At 44.4% G+C, this 21,796-nt stretch carries 21 protein-coding genes; 18 read left to right on the plus strand and 3 right to left on the minus strand.

Annotated elements, in window-relative coordinates:
- Positions 1–101: 101 nt before the first annotated feature.
- The 14 genes from mnmG (at position 102) to glmU (ending at position 12,976) form a co-directional block, all read left to right on the plus strand.
- On the plus strand, positions 102–1,997 hold the full coding sequence (gene mnmG, locus AAFM34_RS04380; RefSeq protein WP_341660347.1) for a tRNA uridine-5-carboxymethylaminomethyl(34) synthesis enzyme MnmG: 1,896 nt from the start codon (positions 102–104) through the stop codon (positions 1,995–1,997).
- Complete coding sequence (gene rsmG, locus AAFM34_RS04385) at positions 1,997–2,629, plus strand: 16S rRNA (guanine(527)-N(7))-methyltransferase RsmG (protein ID WP_341660349.1); 633 nt, start codon at positions 1,997–1,999, stop codon at positions 2,627–2,629. Before mnmG ends, rsmG begins: the two co-directional genes overlap by 1 nt.
- A 14-nt stretch (positions 2,630–2,643) precedes the next feature.
- A complete protein-coding gene (locus AAFM34_RS04390; protein ID WP_341660351.1) occupies positions 2,644–3,417 on the plus strand; it encodes a ParA family protein in 774 nt (257 codons plus the stop codon).
- Between the two features lie 23 nt (positions 3,418–3,440).
- Positions 3,441–4,322 carry a ParB/RepB/Spo0J family partition protein gene (locus tag AAFM34_RS04395; RefSeq protein ID WP_341660353.1) on the plus strand — a complete coding sequence of 294 codons (882 nt, stop codon included), beginning with the start codon at positions 3,441–3,443 and terminating at the stop codon, positions 4,320–4,322.
- Positions 4,323–4,507: 185 nt separating this feature from the next.
- Positions 4,508–4,903: a F0F1 ATP synthase subunit I gene (locus AAFM34_RS04400; RefSeq protein ID WP_341660355.1), complete on the plus strand. Its 396-nt coding sequence runs from the start codon at positions 4,508–4,510 to the stop codon at positions 4,901–4,903.
- 3 nt (positions 4,904–4,906) lie between these two features.
- The gene (gene atpB, locus AAFM34_RS04405; RefSeq protein ID WP_114787711.1) at positions 4,907–5,719 is read left to right on the plus strand and encodes a F0F1 ATP synthase subunit A; all 813 of its coding nucleotides are present in this window, start codon (positions 4,907–4,909) and stop codon (positions 5,717–5,719) included.
- A gap of 58 nt (positions 5,720–5,777) precedes the next feature.
- Positions 5,778–6,032, plus strand: coding sequence for a F0F1 ATP synthase subunit C (gene atpE, locus AAFM34_RS04410; RefSeq protein ID WP_006957448.1), 255 nt, complete (start codon positions 5,778–5,780; stop codon positions 6,030–6,032).
- Positions 6,033–6,102: 70 nt separating this feature from the next.
- Positions 6,103–6,573 (plus strand): F0F1 ATP synthase subunit B, encoded by a 471-nt coding sequence (gene atpF, locus AAFM34_RS04415; RefSeq protein WP_114787710.1) that lies wholly within the window; start codon positions 6,103–6,105, stop codon positions 6,571–6,573.
- Positions 6,574–6,587: 14 nt separating this feature from the next.
- Positions 6,588–7,121, plus strand: coding sequence for a F0F1 ATP synthase subunit delta (atpH, locus tag AAFM34_RS04420; protein WP_341660366.1), 534 nt, complete (start codon positions 6,588–6,590; stop codon positions 7,119–7,121).
- A gap of 13 nt (positions 7,122–7,134) precedes the next feature.
- On the plus strand, positions 7,135–8,676 hold the full coding sequence (gene atpA, locus AAFM34_RS04425; RefSeq protein ID WP_341660368.1) for a F0F1 ATP synthase subunit alpha: 1,542 nt from the start codon (positions 7,135–7,137) through the stop codon (positions 8,674–8,676).
- A 43-nt stretch (positions 8,677–8,719) separates the two neighbouring features.
- Positions 8,720–9,586 carry a F0F1 ATP synthase subunit gamma gene (gene atpG / locus AAFM34_RS04430; protein ID WP_160932603.1) on the plus strand — a complete coding sequence of 289 codons (867 nt, stop codon included), beginning with the start codon at positions 8,720–8,722 and terminating at the stop codon, positions 9,584–9,586.
- A gap of 35 nt (positions 9,587–9,621) precedes the next feature.
- Positions 9,622–11,025 (plus strand): F0F1 ATP synthase subunit beta, encoded by a 1,404-nt coding sequence (gene atpD / locus AAFM34_RS04435; protein ID WP_114787706.1) that lies wholly within the window; start codon positions 9,622–9,624, stop codon positions 11,023–11,025.
- An 18-nt stretch (positions 11,026–11,043) separates the two neighbouring features.
- Complete coding sequence (locus AAFM34_RS04440) at positions 11,044–11,466, plus strand: F0F1 ATP synthase subunit epsilon (RefSeq protein ID WP_114787705.1); 423 nt, start codon at positions 11,044–11,046, stop codon at positions 11,464–11,466.
- A 151-nt stretch (positions 11,467–11,617) separates the two neighbouring features.
- On the plus strand, positions 11,618–12,976 hold the full coding sequence (gene glmU, locus AAFM34_RS04445) for a bifunctional UDP-N-acetylglucosamine diphosphorylase/glucosamine-1-phosphate N-acetyltransferase GlmU (RefSeq protein WP_341660373.1): 1,359 nt from the start codon (positions 11,618–11,620) through the stop codon (positions 12,974–12,976).
- Between the two features lie 39 nt (positions 12,977–13,015).
- Here glmU and punC read toward each other — a convergent pair whose 3' ends face one another.
- Positions 13,016–14,212, minus strand: a complete 1,197-nt coding sequence (gene punC, locus AAFM34_RS04450; protein ID WP_341660375.1) for a purine nucleoside transporter PunC — start codon at positions 14,210–14,212, stop codon at positions 13,016–13,018.
- Between the two features lie 141 nt (positions 14,213–14,353).
- Here punC and punR point away from each other — a divergent pair, with 141 nt between their 5' ends.
- Entirely contained in the window at positions 14,354–15,265 is a 912-nt protein-coding gene (gene punR, locus AAFM34_RS04455; protein ID WP_341660377.1) for a DNA-binding transcriptional activator PunR, read from the plus strand.
- Between the two features lie 48 nt (positions 15,266–15,313).
- On the opposite strand, the gene fadA is transcribed toward punR, so the two are convergent.
- Positions 15,314–16,489, minus strand: coding sequence for an acetyl-CoA C-acyltransferase FadA (gene fadA, locus AAFM34_RS04460; protein WP_341660380.1), 1,176 nt, complete (start codon positions 16,487–16,489; stop codon positions 15,314–15,316).
- A 12-nt stretch (positions 16,490–16,501) separates the two neighbouring features.
- Positions 16,502–18,673, minus strand: coding sequence for a fatty acid oxidation complex subunit alpha FadB (gene fadB / locus AAFM34_RS04465; RefSeq protein ID WP_341660382.1), 2,172 nt, complete (start codon positions 18,671–18,673; stop codon positions 16,502–16,504).
- A gap of 240 nt (positions 18,674–18,913) precedes the next feature.
- On the opposite strand from fadB, the gene AAFM34_RS04470 reads away from it, so the two are divergent.
- From AAFM34_RS04470 to hemG, 3 genes are read left to right on the plus strand one after another with little or no spacing between them, the layout of a single operon-like run.
- A complete protein-coding gene (locus tag AAFM34_RS04470) occupies positions 18,914–19,540 on the plus strand; it encodes a YigZ family protein (RefSeq protein WP_341660384.1) in 627 nt (208 codons plus the stop codon).
- A gap of 42 nt (positions 19,541–19,582) precedes the next feature.
- On the plus strand, positions 19,583–21,040 hold the full coding sequence (locus AAFM34_RS04475; protein WP_341660386.1) for a TrkH family potassium uptake protein: 1,458 nt from the start codon (positions 19,583–19,585) through the stop codon (positions 21,038–21,040).
- A 9-nt stretch (positions 21,041–21,049) separates the two neighbouring features.
- Entirely contained in the window at positions 21,050–21,577 is a 528-nt protein-coding gene (gene hemG / locus AAFM34_RS04480) for a menaquinone-dependent protoporphyrinogen IX dehydrogenase (protein ID WP_341660388.1), read from the plus strand.
- Positions 21,578–21,796 lie beyond the last annotated feature (219 nt).

Here is a 21,796-nt window from a genome sequence, read left to right on the forward strand (position 1 = left end):
AGATGAAAAACATCAAAAGCGATTTTCTATCACAGCGAAAGCAGGTAGAATAACGCTCTTTTTATTTACCTATATCTCTTTTGAATACCAGAGGTCAGTACATGTTGTACCATGAAAGTTTTGATGTCATTGTTGTTGGTGGTGGACATGCAGGAACCGAAGCTGCCCTTGCATCAGCTAGAACAGGGCAAAAAACCTTATTATTGACTCATAACATCGATACTTTAGGCCAAATGTCATGCAATCCTGCAATCGGTGGGATTGGTAAAGGACATTTAGTCAAAGAAGTGGATGCTATGGGTGGTCTGATGGCTAAAGCGATTGATCACGCTGGTATTCAGTTTAGAACTCTCAACGCTTCTAAAGGTCCAGCAGTGAGAGCAACCCGTGCTCAAGCAGACAGAGCCTTATACAAGGCTTATGTTCGTGAAGCATTAGAAAATGAGCCAAATCTCACTTTATTTCAACAATCTGTCGACGATTTGATTGTTGAACAAGATCGCGCGGTTGGGGTTGTTACTCAAATGGGCCTTAAATTCCGAGCTCAAGCGATTGTACTGACAGTAGGAACTTTTCTTGGTGGTAAGCTTCACATTGGTATGGAAAGCTCATCAGGAGGCCGTGCAGGCGATCCTCCTTCTATTGCTCTAGCTCACAGGCTAAGAGAACTCCCATTTAGAGTAGATCGGCTTAAAACAGGAACACCTCCAAGAATCGATGCACGAAGTGTAGATTTCTCTGATCTTCAAGTTCAACATGGTGATGATCCAACCCCTATATTTTCATTTATGGGTCAAAGATCACAGCATCCAAGACAAATTCCCTGCTTTATCACTCATACAAACGATCATACTCATGAGATCATTAGAAATAACCTTGATCGCAGTCCAATGTACTCAGGTGTTATTGAGGGGATTGGCCCACGTTATTGCCCATCCATTGAAGATAAGGTAATGCGTTTTGCTGATAAGAACAGTCACCAGATATTTATTGAACCTGAAGGACTAACCACTCACGAGTTATACCCTAACGGCATTTCCACCAGTCTGCCTTTCGATGTTCAGGTCGAGATCGTAAGATCCATGAAAGGGTTTGAGAATGCGCATATTGTTCGTCCAGGTTATGCAATCGAATATGACTTTTTTGATCCTAGGGACCTAAAACAAACCTATGAGACTAAATTTATCCAAGGTTTATTTTTTGCAGGTCAAATCAATGGCACAACTGGGTATGAAGAAGCCGCTGCGCAAGGCTTGGTTGCAGGGCTTAATGCCAGTTTATATAGCCAAGAAAAAGAAGGTTGGAGCCCTCGAAGGGATCAGGCTTATATGGGTGTTTTGATCGATGATCTCTCTACCATGGGTACAAAAGAGCCCTATCGTATGTTTACCTCTCGCGCTGAATACCGTTTGCTCTTACGGGAAGATAATGCTGATTTACGTTTAACAGAAAAAGCGCGCGAGTTAGGTCTTGTCGATGACATTCGCTGGGCACGATTTAATCAAAAAGTAGAAAATATTGCTACCGAAAGACAAAGGCTTCAAGATGCCTGGATGAATCCCAAATCTGCAGGTGTTGATGAGCTTAATCTTTTACTCAAAACACCAATGATCCGCGAGGCCAGTGGAGAGGATTTATTGCGACGTCCTGAGATGACCTATCAAAAATTGACTCAATTGGAAACTTTCAGTCCAGCAATGGAAGACGCTCAAGCTGCAGAGCAAGTCGAAATACAAGTTAAGTACGAAGGCTATATCAAACGCCAGCAAGATGAGATTGAGAAATCACTTCGTCATGAGAACACTTTATTACCAGCCGATTTGGATTATTCAAACATCAAAGGGTTATCCAATGAAGTTGTGGTTAAGTTAAGTGATTCGAGACCTGAATCTATTGGCATTGCATCGCGTATTTCCGGTATTACGCCAGCTGCTATATCCATCTTGCTTGTTCATTTAAAAAAACAAGGCATGCTGCGCAAAGGCGGTGAAGCATAATGAGCCAATTACGTCTACAGTTGGATTCTTTGATCGCTCAAACTACACTTGAAGTATCTGATAAACAACGCCAACAGCTGGTTGGTTATGTTGAAATGCTACACAAGTGGAATAAAGCGTATAATCTCACTTCTGTTCGTGAGCCAGGTGATATGCTTGTCAAACATATTTTAGACAGCATAGTGGTTGGTGAGTATTTAGAAGGTGAACGCTTTATTGATGTGGGAACTGGTCCTGGTTTACCGGGGATTCCGCTGGCGATCATGCACCCAACAAAAGAGTTTTATTTACTTGATAGTCTGGGTAAGCGCATTCGTTTTATTAAACAAGTTATACATGAATTACAGATTAAGAACGTCACTCCAGTCCAGAGTCGAGTAGAGCAGTTTCAGCCCGACGATAAGTTTGATGGTGTGTTGAGCCGAGCATTTGCCTCCATGATAGATATGGTTGAATGGTGTCACCATCTTCCGAAACAAGGCAGTGGACGTTTTTATGCATTAAAGGGACAACTACCACAGGATGAGATTACCCAGTTACCAAGTTGGTGTTCTGTGACAGACATCAAAGCTTTGACTGTTCCTCAATTGGAAGGTGAGCGTCATCTAGTAATCTTATCCCGCAAGGAATAAAAGCGAGGTTCGTCGTGGGAAAAATCGTAGCAATTGCAAACCAGAAAGGTGGCGTTGGTAAAACAACGACCTGCATTAATTTAGCAGCGTCTATGGCGGCAACAAAACGTAAAGTCTTGGTTATCGACCTCGATCCTCAAGGTAATGCCACTATGGCCAGTGGTGTAGACAAATACCAAGTCGATGCGACTGCTTACGAGCTATTAGTCGAAGAAATGGCCTTTGATGATGTGGTATGTCGTAAGACATCAGGAAACTATGATCTCATTGCTGCAAATGGTGATGTCACCGCTGCTGAGATCAAGTTAATGGAAGTGTTTGCCCGTGAAGTTCGCTTAAAGCATGCACTCGCTGGTGTGCATGATCATTATGATTTTATTTTTATTGATTGTCCCCCATCGCTTAACCTTCTGACCGTTAATGCAATGGCTGCTGCTGATTCAGTATTGGTACCTATGCAATGTGAGTATTTTGCCTTAGAAGGGCTGACAGCTTTGATGGATACTATCAGTAAGCTTGCCGCAGTCGTTAACGATAAACTCAAAATAGAAGGTCTGTTACGCACCATGTACGACCCTCGTAACCGTCTATCCAATGAAGTTTCCGATCAATTGAAAAAACATTTTGGTAATAAAGTGTATCGTACGGTTATTCCGCGTAATGTCCGTCTGGCTGAAGCGCCTAGCCATGGCAAACCAGCTATGTACTATGACAAGTATTCTGCAGGCGCTAAAGCGTATCTTGCACTGGCTGGAGAGATGCTTCGCCGTGATGAAGTTCCTGCATAACCCAACCAAAGGAATTGTGTTTCATGTCTAAACGTGGCTTAGGTAAGGGGCTAGATGCTCTGCTTTCAACAAGTTCTCTAGCGCGTGAGAAACAGCAAAGTGCAATTCACAGTCAGGAGTTGTCTTCTGAGGGTGATTTCACTGAGATCAATATTAATTCTCTCAAGCCAGGTATGTACCAACCGCGTACAGATATGGAGCCAGAAGCTCTTGAAGAATTGGCTGCATCGATAGAATCTCAAGGCATAATACAACCTATTGTTGTGCGTCAGGTCGAGAATGATAAGTATGAGATAATTGCTGGTGAAAGGCGCTGGCGCGCAGCGCGCAAAGCTGGTTTAAAAGAAGTACCGTGCGTGATCAAAAATGTCGATGATCGCGCGGCGATCGCTATGGCTTTGATCGAGAATATCCAACGAGAAGATCTCAATGTGATCGAAGAAGCTGTGGCGCTGGATCGTCTCCAAGAAGAGTTTTCCTTAACTCATCAGCAAGTCGCTGAAGTCATCGGTAAGTCCCGAACAACAGTAACTAACTTGCTCAGACTCAACCAGTTAGAGATGGATGTTAAGTATCTCTTGTCTGAAAGATTGCTCGAAATGGGCCATGCACGCGCTTTACTTGCTCTTGAGGGCGAACAGCAAGTCGATGTGGCAGAGCTTGTGGCTAAAAAACGTATGACGGTTCGTCAGACAGAGCAGCTAGTGAAAAAATGCCTTCAACCACAATCTGAAGGAAAAAATGAGCCGCAAGACACTGAAGCACAACAAATGTCACAGAAATTAAGTCAAATGTTGGATGCTAAGGTCGCAATTGTAAAAGCTAAAAATGGAACATCCAAGGTAACAATTAGTCTAGATGAGCCTCACAAATTAGAGCATCTTATTGCCAAGCTAGCAGGCTAAATGAGATAATCGCTCCCAATCAATTATGTAAAAAACGATTTTTTGTGCGAAAGTTGTCGGTTTGTAAACAAAATTGTAACTTTTTGCGGTGTTTTAATTGCATTCAATAAGACTCACCGTATAATTTTCGCCAATTTCCCAGCACGAGGTAGTAAGGCTGTGGATTTTACTCGAGGTACGAATACATGGTAATGGCGTTAGCTAGACCAGGGCGAGAGCTTGCAAAGCGATTGTTAATGATCCAGCTTGGCGCGGTTACACTTACGGCAGTGGTAATGGCACTGGCTGTGAATACTAAATGGGGGCTTTCTGCACTGATTGGCGGCGGCATTTTTGTCGTAGCTAATGCGGTATTTGCCTTATTTGCGTTTATGTATGGAGGAGCGCGCGCGGCAAAGCGTATAGCAAATTCTTTCTACGCAGGTGAAGCATTGAAAATCCTGATCACAGTTGCGCTTTTTTCTATTGCTTACATGTATATACAGGTGGAACTTGTTCCCCTTAAGCTAACCTATTTGCTGGCACTAGGTATTAATATCTGTGCGCCAGTGCTATTCATTAACAACAAAAAAATAGGATGAGTTATGGCTGCGCCAGGTGAAGCGCTAACTTCGTCCGGATACATTTCCCACCACCTTGCAAACCTTTCTACTTATAAGTTAGGTCTTGTAGCGGAGGAGGCAAGTTTCTGGAACGTACATATCGATAGCCTGTTTTTTTCTTGGTTTACTGGTTTAATTTTCCTTGGAATTTTTTACAAAGTAGCAAAGAGAACAACAGCGGGTGTACCAGGTAAGCTTCAGTGTGCTGTAGAAATGATCGTTGAATTTGTCGCAGAAAACGTCAAAGACACGTTCCATGGACGCAACCCACTGATCGCACCTTTAGCACTGACTATCTTTTGTTGGGTATTTTTAATGAACGTGATGGACCTAGTTCCTATCGACTTCTTACCTTACCCAGCACAACATTGGCTTGGTATTCCTTATCTTAAGGTTGTGCCGTCAGCTGATGTAAATATCACCATGGCTATGGCTCTAGGCGTGTTTGCTTTGATGATTTATTACAGCATCAAAGTGAAAGGTCTAGGTGGATTCGCTAAAGAATTAGCATTACATCCATTTAATCACCCCTTGATGATTCCGTTTAACCTGCTAATCGAAGTGGTTTCGCTACTGGCAAAACCTCTCTCACTTGGTATGCGTCTTTTCGGTAACATGTTCGCGGGTGAGGTTGTATTCATTCTTTGTGCGGCAATGCTGCCATGGTATTTACAATGGATGGGTTCACTACCGTGGGCAATCTTCCATGTATTGGTTATTACGATTCAAGCCTTCGTGTTTATGATGTTGACAATTGTTTACCTGTCAATGGCACATGAAGACAGCGATCATTAATTTTTTTAAAAGCTTTTATTTGGGCAACTAGCCAAAAAACTATAAATTGGAGATAGTAATGGAAACTTTACTGAGCTTTTCTGCAATCGCCGTAGGTCTTATCGTCGGTCTTGCTTCTCTTGGTACAGCGATTGGTTTCGCACTTCTAGGTGGTAAATTCCTTGAAGGTGCAGCGCGTCAACCAGAAATGGCTCCTATGCTACAAGTTAAGATGTTCATCATCGCAGGTCTACTTGATGCGGTTCCAATGATCGGTATCGTTATCGCACTTCTATTCACGTTCGCTAACCCGTTCGTTGGTCAGCTAGGTTAATCTCGTTTAAGGTCGACAAGCCTAGCTTGTTATTGATTAACACTAAGTCCGAATAGAAGGGGTAGCTGTTGTGAACATAAACGCAACTCTGCTGGGTCAAGCAATCTCGTTTGCACTATTTGTATGGTTCTGCATGAAGTATGTATGGCCACCATTGATGCAAGCGATCGAAGAACGTCAGAAAAAAATCGCTGACGGTCTGCAAGCAGCTGAACGTGCTGCTAAAGATCTAGACCTAGCACAAGCAAACGCTTCTGATCAGTTGAAAGAAGCGAAGCGCACAGCAACTGAGATCATCGAGCAAGCGAATAAGCGTAAAGCTCAAATTTTAGATGAAGCTCGTGAAGATGCTCAGACAGAACGTCAGAAAATTCTTTCGCAAGCAGAAGCTGAACTTGAAGCTGAACGTAACCGTGCACGCGATGAGCTGCGCAAACAAGTTGCAACTCTGGCTGTAGCTGGTGCTGAGAAAATCATTGAACGCTCTATCGACAAAGAGGCGCACAAAGATATTCTCGACAACATTACTGCAAAACTTTAAGTCTGGGGGCGCTTATGTCTGATTTGACTACTATCGCACGCCCCTATGCTAAAGCAGCATTTGACTTTGCCGTGGAAAAGAATGCATTGGACCAATGGGGTCAGATGCTATCTTTTGCTGCGGAAGTTGCTAGAAACGAGCAAATACATGAACTCTTAACTGGGTCTATGTCAGCAGATAAGCTGGCGGAGGTATTTGTGGCTGTTTGTGGCGACCAAGTTGATGTTCATGGTCAAAACCTTTTGAAGGTGATGGCAGAGAATGGTCGTTTGGCGACCCTTCCTGATGTTTGTGAGCAGTTTTTAGCGCTTAAAAAAGAGCGTGAGAAAGAAATTGATGTTGAAGTTATTTCAGCATCAGAGCTTTCAGAAGAACAGTGTACAAATATCAGCAGCAAACTTGAGCAGCGTTTAGAGCGCAAAGTTAAGCTGAATTGCAGTATAGATGAGGCCCTACTTGGTGGGGTGATTATTCGAGCCGGAGACTTAGTCATCGATGATTCAGCGCGTGGTCGTCTGAATCGCCTAAGCGATGCATTGCAGTCTTAATGGGGATTGGAGCATGCAACTTAATTCCACGGAAATAAGCGATCTAATTAAACAACGTATCGAATCTTTCGACGTTGTTAGTGAAGCTCGCAACGAAGGTACTATCGTATCGGTAAGCGATGGTATCATCCGCATTCACGGCTTAGCTGACGTGATGCAAGGTGAAATGATTGAATTACCGGGTGGCCGTTATGCCCTTGCACTTAACCTTGAGCGTGACTCGGTTGGTGCGGTTGTAATGGGTCCTTATGCCGACTTAAAAGAAGGCATGAAAGTTACAGGTACAGGTCGTATTCTTGAAGTTCCTGTTGGTCCAGAACTTTTAGGTCGCGTAGTGAATACACTAGGTGAACCTATCGATGGTAAAGGTCCAATTGAAGCCAAGTTATCTTCACCTGTAGAAGTGATTGCACCTGGTGTAATCGACCGTCAGTCGGTTGATCAACCAGTTCAAACGGGTTACAAATCAGTTGACTCAATGATCCCAATCGGTCGTGGTCAGCGTGAGCTTGTGATCGGTGACCGTCAGACAGGTAAAACTGCTCTAGCGATCGATGCAATCATCAATCAGAAAGATTCTGGTATTTACTCAATATACGTAGCAATTGGTCAGAAAGCCTCGACAATTGCTAACGTTGTTCGCAAATTGGAAGAGCATGGTGCGCTAGCAAACACTATCGTGGTTGTAGCATCAGCTTCTGAATCTGCTGCGCTACAATATCTAGCGCCTTATTCAGGTTGTGCGATGGGTGAATACTTCCGCGATCGCGGTGAAGATGCATTGATTGTTTATGATGATCTATCAAAGCAAGCAGTGGCTTACCGTCAGATTTCTCTACTACTAAAACGTCCACCAGGCCGTGAAGCATTCCCAGGGGATGTATTCTACCTTCACTCTCGTCTACTAGAGCGTGCTGCTCGAGTAAATGCAGACTATGTAGAAAAATTCACTAACGGTGAAGTGAAAGGTAAAACAGGTTCATTGACCGCTCTACCTATCATTGAAACTCAAGCAGGTGACGTTTCAGCATTCGTACCGACTAACGTAATCTCGATTACCGATGGTCAGATCTTCCTACAAACTGAGCTATTCAATGCGGGCGTGCGTCCAGCGGTTGATCCAGGTATCTCAGTATCTCGTGTAGGTGGTTCTGCTCAGACGAAAATCATCAAGAAGCTATCAGGTGGTATCCGTACTGCACTTGCTCAGTACCGTGAACTTGCTGCGTTTGCTCAGTTCTCGTCTGATCTTGATGAAGCAACGAAGAAGCAGTTAGATCATGGTCAGAAAGTTACAGAGCTAATGAAGCAAAAACAATATGCTCCAATGTCTGTATTTGACCAAGCGCTAGTAATCTTCGCGGCAGAGCGCGGCTATTTAGAAGATGTTGAACTCAACAAACTGCTAGATTTCGAAGCGGCTCTACTATCGTATGCTCGCGGTCAACACGCTGAATTGGCGTCTGAGATCGACAAGACGGGTGCTTTTAACAATGATGTCGAAGCTCAGCTTAAGAAGCTAGTTGACGATTTCAAAGCAACTCAAACTTGGTAATAGGTCGGTGGCATTGATTGCCACCAACTAATGGAGAGTAACGATGGCCGGCGCAAAAGAGATACGTAATAAAATCGGTAGTGTTAAAAGCACTCAGAAAATTACGAAAGCGATGGAAATGGTAGCAGCTTCAAAAATGCGTCGTTCACAAGACGCTATGGAAGCTTCTCGTCCATACGCTGAAACAATGCGTAAAGTGATCGGTCACGTGGCGAACGCAAATCTAGAGTATCGTCATCCGTACTTAGAAGAGCGTGAAGCGAAGCGAGTTGGTTACATCATCGTTTCTACAGACCGTGGCTTGTGTGGTGGTTTGAATATTAACGTGTTCAAGAAAGCAATCACAGACATGCAAGCTTGGAAAGAAAAAGGTGCTGAGGTTGAACTTGCAGTTGTCGGTTCAAAAGCAACGGCTTTTTTCAACAATAGTGGTGCTAAAGTCGCCGCGCAGGTTTCTGGTCTTGGCGATAGCCCGAGCCTAGAAGACCTGATTGGTTCTGTAAGCGTAATGCTAAAGAAATACGATGAAGGTGAACTGGACCGTCTGTATGTAGTGTTCAATAAGTTTGTTAACACTATGGTTCAGCAACCAACGATCGATCAATTGCTACCTTTGCCTAAATCAGATAGCGAAGAAATGCAGCGTGAGCATTCATGGGACTATATCTATGAGCCTGAGCCACAACCTCTACTGGATGCACTATTGGTGCGTTACGTAGAATCTCAGGTATATCAAGGTGTGGTAGAGAACCTTGCTTGTGAACAAGCGGCTCGAATGATTGCGATGAAAGCTGCAACTGACAATGCGACCAACTTGATTGAAGATCTTGAACTTGTGTATAACAAAGCCCGTCAGGCTGCGATTACGCAAGAATTGTCTGAAATTGTTGGTGGTGCTGCTGCGGTTTAAGCATAGGTAAAACGAAATAGTTTAGAGGATTAACGATGGCTACAGGTAAGATCGTACAGATCATCGGTGCGGTAGTCGACGTAGAGTTCCCACAGAGCGAAGTACCTAGTGTATATGACGCTCTAAACGTAACGGACTCAAAAGAGCGTCTAGTTCTTGAAGTTCAGCAACAGCTAGGCGGTGGCGTAGTTCGTTGTATCGTGATGGGTAGCTCTGATGGTTTACGTCGTGGAGTAGAAGTAGTAAATACTGGTGCTCCAATTTCAGTACCAGTTGGTACTAAGACCCTAGGTCGTATTATGAACGTTCTAGGTGACGCAATTGACGAGCGTGGTGAAATCGGTGCAGAAGAGACTTACTCTATCCACCGTGAAGCACCAAGCTACGAAGAGCAATCAAATGAAACTGCTCTACTAGAGACTGGCGTTAAAGTAATCGACCTAGTTTGTCCATTCGCTAAGGGTGGTAAGATTGGTCTATTCGGTGGTGCTGGTGTTGGTAAGACCGTTAACATGATGGAACTTATCAACAACATCGCACTTCAGCATTCTGGTCTATCAGTATTTGCAGGTGTTGGTGAGCGTACTCGTGAGGGTAACGATTTCTACTTTGAGATGCAGGAAGCGGGCGTTGTAAACGTCGAGAAACCTGAAGAGTCTAAAGTAGCAATGGTTTACGGTCAGATGAACGAGCCACCGGGTAACCGTCTACGTGTTGCCTTGACTGGTCTAACAATGGCTGAGCGTTTCCGTGACGAAGGTCGTGACGTTCTACTGTTCGTTGATAACATCTATCGTTATACACTAGCAGGTACTGAGGTATCAGCCCTTCTAGGTCGTATGCCTTCAGCGGTAGGTTATCAGCCTACTCTAGCTGAAGAAATGGGTGTTCTACAGGAGCGTATCACGTCAACTAAGCAAGGTTCTATCACGTCTGTACAGGCGGTATACGTACCTGCGGATGACTTGACTGACCCGTCGCCAGCTACCACGTTCGCGCACTTAGATGCAACGGTTGTACTTAACCGTAATATCGCAGCTATGGGTCTATACCCAGCGATCGACCCACTAGATTCGACATCTCGCCAGCTTGACCCTCTCGTTGTAGGTCAAGAGCACTATGATATCGCTCGTGGTGTTCAGTCTACATTACAGCGTTATAAAGAGCTGAAAGATATCATTGCGATTCTAGGTATGGACGAGCTATCTGAAGAAGATAAGCAAGTTGTATCTCGTGCACGTAAGATTGAGCGTTTCCTAACTCAGCCTTACCACGTAGCGGAAGTATTCACTGGTGACCCTGGTATCTACGTACCTCTTAAAGAGACTCTACGTGGCTTCAAAGGTCTACTAGCTGGTGACTACGATGACGTTCCAGAGCAAGCGTTTATGTACTGTGGTGCAATTGACGATGCTATCGAGAATGCGAAGAAGCTATAAGGCTAACTAGGAGGCGATATGGCACCAATAACCTTTCACCTAGATGTTGTCAGCGCAGAAAAGAAAATCTTTTCGGGTCGTGTTGAAACGTTCCAGGTGACCGGTAGCGAAGGTGAGCTAGGGATTTTCCATGGCCACACTCCGTTACTGACCGCTATCAAGCCTGGTATGGTGCGTATTGTGAAACAGCACGGCCACGAGGAAATTATTTATGTTTCCGGTGGTATGATAGAAGTTCAGCCAGGTACAGCGACTGTATTGGCAGACACGGCTATCCGTGGTGAAGAGCTAGACGCAGCGAAGGCAGAAGAAGCCAAACGCCGTGCTGAGGAGAGTATCCAGAATCAGCATGGTGATATGGACTTTGCTCAAGCGGCCAGTGAGCTGGCAAAAGCCATTGCTCAGCTACGTGTTATCGAGCTGACAAAGAAACGCCGCTAAAGATTTTAAGGTGTTTCAAAAATGATAAAGGCGGTCGTTTGACCGCCTTTTTGTCTATTTTAGAGTAAATTTTTTCTGCAACGATTAACTAATTATCCGTTAATGTCTACAATACATCTCAGTTTTACAACACCAATTGAAGGTCTTTTGAATGAAATTTAGCGCGGTGATCCTCGCAGCGGGTAAAGGCACTCGTATGTACTCTAACAAGCCTAAAGTGCTGCATACCCTAGCGGGTAAGCCTATGGTTAAGCATGTCATTGATACGTGTAAAGGTATAGGAGCGCAGAATGTCCACTTAGTTTATGGTCATGGTGGCGATCAGATGCAGGCTGTGCTCTCGAAAGAATCTGTCAACTGGGTATTGCAAGCTGAGCAATTGGGTACAGGACACGCAGTGGATCAAGCTTCGGCTCAGTTTGAAGATGATGAAAAAGTGCTAATTTTGTACGGTGATGTCCCCTTAATCTCTGAGGAGACTCTCGAAAGCTTGCTTGATGCGCAGCCAACGGGCGGAATCGCATTACTTACTGTGGTTTTGGATAACCCTACGGGCTATGGTCGTATTGTGCGTAAAAATGGTCCAGTAGTGGCGATTGTCGAGCAAAAAGATGCGACTGAAGAGCAGAAGCTTATCAAAGAGATAAATACTGGTGTGATGGTCGCTACGGGAAGAGATCTTAAGCGCTGGTTGTCTGGACTGAGTAATGATAATGCTCAAGGTGAATATTATCTGACTGATGTGATTGCGGCTGCTCACAATGAAGGGCGAGCGGTAGAAGCGGTTCACCCTGCAAGCGCTATCGAGGTTGAAGGCGTCAATGATAGAGCGCAGCTTGCTCGTCTAGAACGAGCTTTTCAGCAGGCGCAGGCACAAAAGCTACTTGAGCAGGGCGTTATGCTACGCGATCCTGCTCGCTTTGATCTTCGCGGAGAATTGCAATGTGGCATGGACTGCGAAATAGATACTAATGTGATTATTGAAGGCAAAGTTACTCTTGGTGACAATGTTTTCATCGGCACGGGTAGTGTACTTAAAGACTGTGAAATTGATGATAATACCCTAGTGCGCCCATACAGTGTTATTGAGGGTGCAACTGTTGGTGAAGATTGTACAGTTGGCCCATTTACACGTCTTAGACCGGGGGCTGAGATGCGCAATGACTCTCATGTTGGTAACTTTGTTGAAGTGAAAAACAGCTTAGTTGGAGAGGGTTCTAAAGCCAATCATCTCACCTATCTGGGTGATGCTGAGATTGGTAAACGTACCAATATTGGTGCAGGAACGATTACCTGTAACTATGATGGAGTGAATAAATTTAAGACCATCATAGGTAATGATGTCTTCATTGGCTCAGACAGTCAGTTAGTGGCGCCAGTTTCGGTTGCTGATGGAGCGACACTGGGCGCGGGCACGACTCTTACCAAGGATGTCGAAGAAGGTGAGTTAGTGATCACTCGCGTCAAAGAGCGAGTGATACAGAACTGGCAGAGGCCAACGAAAAAATAACAGATTTGAGCGCCGCAATTAGCGGCGCTTTTTTTTAGCTTATTTTTCTGTAACGGCAGAGGCGTTATCCATCTCTGTTTCAACGTCTATGCGTCGAGCTGATAGCCAGTAGCCAATCCACAATCCCACCATACAGATAAGGATTGCGATTCCTGTTACTGTTTGTGCTTGGGTTGCCATTGCAGCCACTAAGGCGCTAGAAAGGCTGCTGATGCAAATTTGCAAGCTATTTTGCAGGCCTGCTGCGGTTGCTGGGCTTTGTTTGGCACTTGCGAGCGCTCTATTGACCACTATCGGATATAGGGCACCATTAGCCACAGCGATTAAGCAAAAAGGCGCTAAGATAGGCCAGATTGAAGACAGCTGCCATTGTGAAGTAGCAAATATTATGACTGAGGCTAGGCTAAACAGTCCGATGAGTATTCTAAGGACGTGTTCATCACCGTATTTGGCCACGCATTTTTTGCCGATATATCCCCCTGCCATAAAAGCGATTGTTTGGGGAATGAAACTCAGGCCTATATCTCTGGCATCATAGCCCAGCTGAGCCATAATTTCTGGCATGCCAGTAAGGTAGGCAAAAAAGGCAGCAGAAGCGGTCGCGAATATGGTGACATTGCCTATATAGGTTTTCGAGGTGAGCAACGCTTTTATATCGGCTCCAACAGTGGACTTTTTCTCTTGCTGTTTTGGGTTATCTTGCGCCATAGTGGCTGTAATTAAGACTAATCCGACTATGGTTAAGGTGATAAAAATACTCTGCCACCCCCAAAGGTCAGAGAGTAGAACGCCTAGCTGAGGCGCCAGTGCAGGCGAGAGAGCAACTAAGGGCATTATAGTGGCAAAGATTTGCTGGCTTTGACTTGCGTGGCGTTTAATGACCATAGCTTGCCAAATCACCGCTGGAGCGCACACGCCAATAGCCTGAATAAAACGCAAAGTGAGTAGTTGCCAGACTTGATCGCTAAATGCCAAGCCTAAAGATGCGAGCGTAAATAAGCCTAATCCTGCAGCTAGGGTGTTTCTGTGACCAAATTTATCAGAGGCGAGCCCCCAAGATAGCTGGCCAATCGCCATTCCAACTAGAAATACAGTCAGGGACAAAGCAATTTGTTCTGGGCCTGTGGCGAAATCGTTTTCCATTGCTTTAAATGCTGGCAGGTACATATCTGTCGCAATAAACCCGAGCATCGATAGAGAAGCAAGGTAGAAAAGTTGTATCTTTGAGATGTTCATTCTATATCCATTCAAAAAAATTCATTTGAAAATGCTATCCATTTCCAATGCTAATATTGGCCTTTAGATTATATTTTTGGTAAACCTAGCTTGTAAGCGTTAGTTTTTATGGTTATCAATCAAAAATTTTGAAGGGAAGTGATGAGTGCGTTTTCTCAGGCATCTTTAGAGCTAATAGAGACGGTTGCCCGGCTTGGAAGTTTTACTTCTGCTGCTGAAGTTTTGCATAAAGTCCCGTCTGCAATAAGTTATAGCGTTCGTCAGGTTGAGCGAGATCTTGATGTGGTTTTGTTTCGCCGCTTACCTAGGAAGGTGGAGCTCACCATTGCTGGGGAAGTATTTGTTGAGCAAGCAAGAGCTATGTTAAGGCAAATGGAGGAGGTGAAAGCTCAAACCAAGAGGGCCGCTCATGGCTGGCAAGAAACGCTTAAGCTCACGCTTGATAATGTGGTTAAGCTGGATCGCTTAAAGCCTCTGGTTGAAGATTTCTATCACACTTTTCCGCATGCTGAACTGCAGATTAACATGGAAGTGTTCAATGGCTCTTGGGAGGCTATATCACAAGAAAGGGCGGACATTGTGATTGGTGCGACTTCAGCTATTCCTGTTGGAGGAGACTTTGAAGTAAGAGATATGGGGGTTTTGGATTGGACGTTTGTTGCAGCCCCTGAACACCCGTGTGCAAAGGCCAAGGTACTAGCCGAAGAATTTGTCAGTCAATTTCCAGCCATTTGTTTAGATGATACCTCTACCGTCTTACCCAAACGCCACTCTGGTCATTATCCTTATCAACGTCGGTTACTTTTGCCCAATTGGCATACTGCAATCGAGTGTTTAAAAAATGGCGTGGGCGTGGGCTACATGCCACGTCATCTGGCTATGTCGTTGGTTAAAAATGGTTTTTTGAAAGAGAAAGTTTTGCCAGATCAACAGCCCGTGAGTCGATGTTGCTTGGTGTGGCGTAAGGACGATAACCATAAACTAATTCAATGGATGATCGACTATCTGGGGGATAGTGAGTGCCTTCATAAAGACTGGCTGGGGGATGACTAACGGTGTGCATGTACGGCCAGCGTAGTGCTGGCCTTAATTTTGTTGTGTTTAAGGACGCTCAAATACGGTAGCAATGCCTTGGCCAAGGCCAATACACATAGTGGCTAGGCCGTATTTTGCATTCTTATCCTCCATGAGATTGATGAGTGTGGTCGAAATACGAGAACCTGAGCAACCGAGTGGATGACCAAGTGCGATCGCACCACCGTTGAGGTTTACTTTTTCATCCATAACATCAAGTAAGCCTAGGTCTTTTGCACATGGGAGCGACTGTGCAGCAAAGGCTTCATTTAGCTCCACAACGTCCATATCTTCTATTGATAAACCCGCACGTTTCAAAGCCTTTTGAGTTGCGGGAACAGGGCCATAACCCATAATGGATGGATCGCATCCCGCCACTGCCATGCCTTTAATTTTGGCTCGGATCTTAAGGCCTAGCTGTGTGGCTTTCTCTTCGCTCATGATCAGCATTGCCGATGCTCCATCAGATAGAGCGGATGAGCTGCCAGCGGTCACTGTACCATTGGCTGGATCAAAAACTGGGCGAAGTTGTGAAAGACCTTCGACAGAGGTTTCTGGACGTATGACTTCATCATGCTCAAGAGTAAAAAGCGTCCCATCAGGAGCGTGTCCTTCTGTGGGTAATATTTCGTTTTTGAAGCGTCCTTCGACTGTAGCTGCATGTGCACGAGCATGAGAGCGGGCTGCAAACTCGTCTTGCTGCTCTCGGCTAATATGGTGTATTTTACCCAACATCTCAGCTGTGAGTCCCATCATTCCCGCTGCTTTTGCGACATTTTTTGACATGCCTGGATGGAAATCAACACCGTGAGTCATAGGAACGTGGCCCATGTGCTCAACGCCGCCAATCAAACAAATCTCAGCGTCACCTGTCATAATGGCGCGCGTAGCATCATGCAAAGCTTGCATAGAAGAGCCACATAAGCGATTAACCGTGACTGCACCAATTTCAATCGGTAGCCCAGCTAGCAGAGCTGCATTTCGAGCAACATTGAAACCTTGTTCAAGAGTTTGCTGCACACAGCCCCAGTAGATATCTTCTATGTCTTTAGGGTTAACTTGTGGGTTGCGAGCTAGAATCCCTTTCATAAGATGAGCAGAAAGGTCTTCAGCGCGGGTGTGGCGAAAAGCCCCACCTTTGGAGCGCCCCATGGGTGTACGTAGGCAATCGACTACGACAACACTTTTTGTTTGGTTATTCATACGGGTATCTCCTTAGATAGAACCTTGTTGCTGATTGCCATAAAAGGTTTCACCTTTAGCTGCCATATCTATTAGTAGCTGTGGTACTTGGTACATTGCGCCTAAATCTGAGTGCTGTTTTGCCATTGCTACAAATTCCGCAATGCCAATACTGTCAAGGTAACGGAATACGCCGCCACGGAATGGAGGGAAACCTAATCCGTACACAAGAGCCATATCTGCTTCTTGAGGAGAGGCGATAATCTTTTCTTCTAGACATAGGACGACTTCATTGATCATTGGAATCATCATGCGTTGAATGATCTCTTGATCGTCAAAGCCCTTTTTCTCCGCGCACACATCTGAGAGAACGGGCAGAATATCTTCGCTAAAGGTTTTTTTCGGCTTACCACGTTTATCAACGGAGTAGCTGTAGAATCCATGGCCATTTTTCTGACCATACTTGTTGGCCTCAAATAAAGCATCTATCGCATCGCGATATGACTTGCCCATACGTTGTGGGAAGCCCTCTGCCATAACCGCTTGTGCGTGGTGAGCAGTATCAATGCCTACTACATCAAGCAAATACGCAGGGCCCATTGGCCAGCCAAACTTACGCTCCATCACTTTGTCAATCTGGGTGAAATCTGCTCCATCGCGCAGTAGCATGCTAAAACCACCAAAATAAGGAAACAGCACACGGTTAACGAAGAACCCTGGGCAATCATTTACTACGATTGGGGATTTGCCCATTTTAGCCGCGTAGGCCACAACACGATTAATGGTTTCTTCTGAGGTGTGTTCACCGCGAATAATTTCAACCAATGGCATTCTATGAACTGGGTTAAAGAAATGCATGCCACAGAAATTCTCAGGGCGTTTTAGCGATTTTGCGAGATGATTAATTGGTATGGTTGACGTATTAGATGTGATGACAGTATCTGAGCTGACTTGTTGTTCTACATCACTAAGAACGCTAGCCTTGATTTTTGGGTTCTCAACCACGGCTTCGACAATAATATCTGACTCATCAATACCTGCATAGTGTAAGCTAGGCGTGATGGAAGCTAGAATACCCGCCATCTTAAATCCATCAATTCGACCACGAGAAAGTCGCTTATTGAGGAGCTTTGAGGCTTCAGTCATACCAAGCTCGAGCGATGCTTGTGCAATATCTTTCATCAAGACAGGTACGCCTTTTAAAGCCGATTGGTAGGCGATACCACCTCCCATGATCCCCGCACCTAATACAGCGGCGCGTTTGGTCTCTTTATTTGCTGACTTTTCTGCTTTCTTAGCAATGCCTTTAATGTACTGGTCATTAAGAAATAGTCCGACAAGCGATTTGGCTTCTTCTGACTTGGCAAGCTCAACGAAGTACTTGCGTTCAATATCAAGCGCATCATCTCGAGCGCTTTGCGCAGCTTGCTCAATGGCAACGACCGCTTTCATTGGAGCGGGATAGTGTGGGCCTGCTTTTTGAGCAACAAGCCCTTTAGCCATGGTGAAGCTCATCATAGACTCGAGTTTGCTAAGCGTGAGCGCTGATGTTTTTTGCTTGCGACGTTGCTGCCAATCTACCTTTTCGTTAATTGCTTGCGATAAGGTTGCTAGAGCAGATTCAAATAGAGACTCGCTTTCTACAACTGCATCGATTAAACCAATTTTTAGGGCTTCGTCGGCTCGACATGCTTTGCCTTGGGTGATGATTTCCATGGCGCTGTCTGCACCGATCAGACGAGGAAGACGAACACAGCCACCAAAACCTGGCATTATGCCGAGTTTTGTCTCTGGTAATCCTATGCTTGTTGTTTTGTCACCTATTCTAAGATCGGTAGCAAGTACACACTCACATCCGCCACCAAGAGCGTGCCCTTTCAATACTGAAAGGGTCGGCACTGGCAAATCTTCCAGTTTGTTAAAGATACTATTTGCAAACTGAAGCCATTTATCCAGTTCGGCTTCTGGCTTGGCAAACAGCCCCATAAATTCAGTAATATCGGCACCGACTATAAAGGCATCTTTATTTGAGGTAAGTAATAGGCCTTTTAGTCCATTATGGCTGTATAGTGCATCAAGGGCTTTATCGAGTGATTCGAGGGTCGCTAGGTCTAGTTTATTGACGGAGTTTGGAGAGCAAAAACTTAGCTCAGCGATGCCGTCTTGTAATTCCTTTACCTGTAGGGTTTCGGCTTGGTAAATCATTATCTATCTCCATGACATACAATCTTGAGATTGCGCGTATGTCGGTCTTAAGCCGACATTGATAAATGTCGTACATTTGTTCTGGTTAGACCAGTTTGTTAAGTTTGGACTTAGAGAAAATGAAATTCAATACATTTTTTAAACAAGTGTTTAACACTGTGCGCTATAACGGATCTTTTTGGCGCTCTTAGTGGGTTGGCATGATAGACTCAAGTGCCAGATATCTTTACTAATAGAGCCATGAATCAAAAGCCATTTCTTATCCCTAAAGAGTTGACTCTTTATCGAGAGGAAATAAAGAAAAGTGTTTTTATTACTCAGTTGCATCACACGTCATCGGTTGTAGAGGCTAAGGCCTTCATCGAAGAAGTGAAAAGCCAGCACGCAACCGCTAGACATAATTGCTGGGGTTTTGTTGCGGGTCGTCCTGAAGACTCAATGAAATGGGGTTTTAGTGATGATGGAGAACCTACTGGCACAGCAGGAAAGCCCATTCTTGCGCAGCTTTCAGGATCTGGGATTGGTGAGATTACCGCCGTGGTGACTCGATACTCTGGGGGAGTAAAACTTGGAACCGGAGGTTTGGTTCGAGCTTATGGCGGTGGAGTGCAGCAAGCGCTTAAGTTGCTTCAAACAATTGAGAAAAAAATAACCACAAAGCTATTACTAGAGTTAGACTATGGTTTTGTTGCTATTGTTCAAGGTTTACTCATTCAATTTGATGCGCAAGAAGTCGAGGCTGACTATAGTCAACAAGTAAAAATGGTTGTGGATATTGAAGTGCGTTATGTCAGTGATTTCACCCAGAGCGTAATCAATAAGAGCGGCGCCAAAGTGTTGGTGACCCCTATAAATGGTAAACAATGATAATCAGGAAGTCGGAAGCTTTGCTTCGGTAATCATCAATTCATGCAATTTCGTTCAATTATCCGAATTGTCGGGCTTTTGCTCGCTCTTTTTAGTGTGTCTATGCTGGCTCCTGCACTTGTCGCTTTGATCTATCGCGATGGTGCTGGTGTTTCCTTTGTGACGACGTTCTTTTTCCTATTTATTTGTGGGGCGATATGCTGGTGGCCAAACCGCCGTCATAAACATGAGCTTAAAGCACGAGATGGCTTTCTGATAGTTGTTCTTTTCTGGACGGTTATCGGCAGTGCTGGTTCGATACCTTTTTTATTGTCTGACAACCCTAGTGTGTCAGTGACCGATGCCTTTTTTGAATCTTTCTCCGCTTTAACGACTACTGGTGCGACCGTTATAGTGGGTCTTGATGATCTACCCAAAGCCATTTTGTTTTACCGTCAATTTTTACAATGGTTTGGCGGGATGGGAATCATAGTTTTAGCCGTTGCTATTCTTCCTGTGCTCGGCATTGGGGGGATGCAGCTCTATCGCGCTGAAATTCCAGGGCCGGTAAAAGACAGTAAAATGACTCCACGTATAGCGGAAACAGCTAAGGCACTATGGTATATCTATTTAAGTTTGACCATTGCTTGTGCATTTGCATTTTGGCTCGCAGGAATGACACCTTTTGATGCGATTGGACATAGCTTTTCAACCATAGCCATTGGTGGTTTCTCTACTCATGATACCAGCATAGGTTATTTTGATAGTTATGCTATCAATATGATTACCGTGGTTTTTTTGCTCATATCTGCCTGTAATTACTCACTGCATTTCGCCGCTTTTGCTTCAGGCGGTGTACATCCGAAATATTACTGGAAGGATCCTGAGTTTCGAGCGTTCGTTTTTACTCAAACCCTGCTCTTTTTGGTGTGTTTTCTCGTTTTGCTTAATCACCACTCTTATAGTTCTGTTTACGATGCATTTGACCAAGCGTTGTTTCAAACAGTTTCTATTTCGACGACCGCTGGTTTTACTACAACGGGCTTTGCGGATTGGCCGCTGTTTTTACCTGTATTGCTGTTGTTTTCTTCATTTATTGGTGGCTGCGCAGGGTCAACAGGTGGAGGAATGAAAGTTATCCGCGTGTTATTGCTGACACTGCAAGGGGCTCGGGAGTTAAAGCGCCTTGTCCATCCTCGTGCTGTTTATACGATTAAGGTTGGTGGTACTGCTCTCTCTCAGCGAGTTGTTGATGCGGTTTGGGGATTCTTCTCAGCGTACGCTTTAGTTTTTGTCGTGTGCATGCTTGGTTTAATTGCTACTGGTATGGATGAGCTGAGTGCTTTTTCTGCCGTTGCGGCAACATTAAATAACTTGGGGCCTGGCTTGGGAGAGGTTGCGCTTCATTTTGGTGATGTGAACGAGAAAGCTAAATGGGTACTGATTGTTTCCATGCTATTTGGACGATTAGAAATTTTTACCTTATTGATTCTGCTAACCCCAACTTTTTGGCGTAGCTAAGGAGCCTGTGTGTCTAAAGCGTTATTTCTATATTCATCCCGTGAAGGACAAACAAAAAAAATCCTTTCTTATATAGAGGATAGTTTATCTAACCTCGAGGTCGAAATATCCGATTTACATACTGTTGAGCGGGTTGATTTTTCAAAGTATGACAAAGTTTTGATTGGTGCTTCGATTCGTTATGGTCACCTCAATAAAAAACTTTACCAGTTTATTGAGCATCATAAAGACCAGCTAGATACAGCTAAGGTTGGTTTTTTTTGTGTAAATTTAACAGCGAGAAAAGAAAGTCAGGGCAAGGATACTCCTGAAGGTAGTGCCTATGTACGAAAATTCTTAACTAAGTCGCCTTGGAAGCCTGCTTTGATAGGTGTCTTTGCTGGAGCGCTTTATTATCCACGCTATAAATTCTTCGATAAAATGATGATTAAACTAATAATGAGTATGACAGGCGGAGAGACGGATACCAGTAAAGAAATCGAATACACCAACTGGGAAAAGGTATCTTTGTTTGCTCAAAAATTTAGTGAACTGTAGAAAGTAGAGTCAATTTTAGACGTTTGGGCTTGTTTTTTATTCGAAAAGTAAAAAAATCAGAAAAATATCGAAAAATGCTTGTCATCGAGAATGTTATATCTATAATGCCCCTCCGCTGACAAGGAAAGGCTTGATTAAATATATCTAAGCAAAAATAAACCTAGTTTGGCAGGTTGTTGTAGCTAAGCAGAAATGCTTAAAAATAAGTTAGAAAAAGTG

This window comes from Vibrio sp. (assembly GCF_038138445.1).
Classification (GTDB): Bacteria; Pseudomonadota; Gammaproteobacteria; order Enterobacterales; family Vibrionaceae; genus Vibrio.

Bases quoted from the DNA above. Each gene is read 5' to 3' on its own strand.
- atpB (WP_114787711.1), top strand. From the start codon at position 4,907: ATGGCTGCGCCAGGTGAAGCGCTAACTTCGTCCGGATACATTTCCCAC.
- punR (WP_341660377.1), top strand. From the start codon at position 14,354: ATGAGTGCGTTTTCTCAGGCATCTTTAGAGCTAATAGAGACGGTTGCC.
- AAFM34_RS04400 (WP_341660355.1), top strand. From the start codon at position 4,508: ATGGTAATGGCGTTAGCTAGACCAGGGCGAGAGCTTGCAAAGCGATTG.
- AAFM34_RS04395 (WP_341660353.1), top strand. From the start codon at position 3,441: ATGTCTAAACGTGGCTTAGGTAAGGGGCTAGATGCTCTGCTTTCAACA.
- AAFM34_RS04475 (WP_341660386.1), top strand. From the start codon at position 19,583: ATGCAATTTCGTTCAATTATCCGAATTGTCGGGCTTTTGCTCGCTCTT.
- atpG (WP_160932603.1), top strand. From the start codon at position 8,720: ATGGCCGGCGCAAAAGAGATACGTAATAAAATCGGTAGTGTTAAAAGC.
- AAFM34_RS04470 (WP_341660384.1), top strand. From the start codon at position 18,914: ATGAATCAAAAGCCATTTCTTATCCCTAAAGAGTTGACTCTTTATCGA.
- atpD (WP_114787706.1), top strand. From the start codon at position 9,622: ATGGCTACAGGTAAGATCGTACAGATCATCGGTGCGGTAGTCGACGTA.
- mnmG (WP_341660347.1), top strand. From the start codon at position 102: ATGTTGTACCATGAAAGTTTTGATGTCATTGTTGTTGGTGGTGGACAT.
- atpH (WP_341660366.1), top strand. From the start codon at position 6,588: ATGTCTGATTTGACTACTATCGCACGCCCCTATGCTAAAGCAGCATTT.
- AAFM34_RS04440 (WP_114787705.1), top strand. From the start codon at position 11,044: ATGGCACCAATAACCTTTCACCTAGATGTTGTCAGCGCAGAAAAGAAA.
- atpA (WP_341660368.1), top strand. From the start codon at position 7,135: ATGCAACTTAATTCCACGGAAATAAGCGATCTAATTAAACAACGTATC.
- rsmG (WP_341660349.1), top strand. From the start codon at position 1,997: ATGAGCCAATTACGTCTACAGTTGGATTCTTTGATCGCTCAAACTACA.
- atpE (WP_006957448.1), top strand. From the start codon at position 5,778: ATGGAAACTTTACTGAGCTTTTCTGCAATCGCCGTAGGTCTTATCGTC.
- fadB (WP_341660382.1), bottom strand. From the start codon at position 18,673: ATGATTTACCAAGCCGAAACCCTACAGGTAAAGGAATTACAAGACGGC.
- glmU (WP_341660373.1), top strand. From the start codon at position 11,618: ATGAAATTTAGCGCGGTGATCCTCGCAGCGGGTAAAGGCACTCGTATG.
- fadA (WP_341660380.1), bottom strand. From the start codon at position 16,489: ATGAATAACCAAACAAAAAGTGTTGTCGTAGTCGATTGCCTACGTACA.
- punC (WP_341660375.1), bottom strand. From the start codon at position 14,212: ATGAACATCTCAAAGATACAACTTTTCTACCTTGCTTCTCTATCGATG.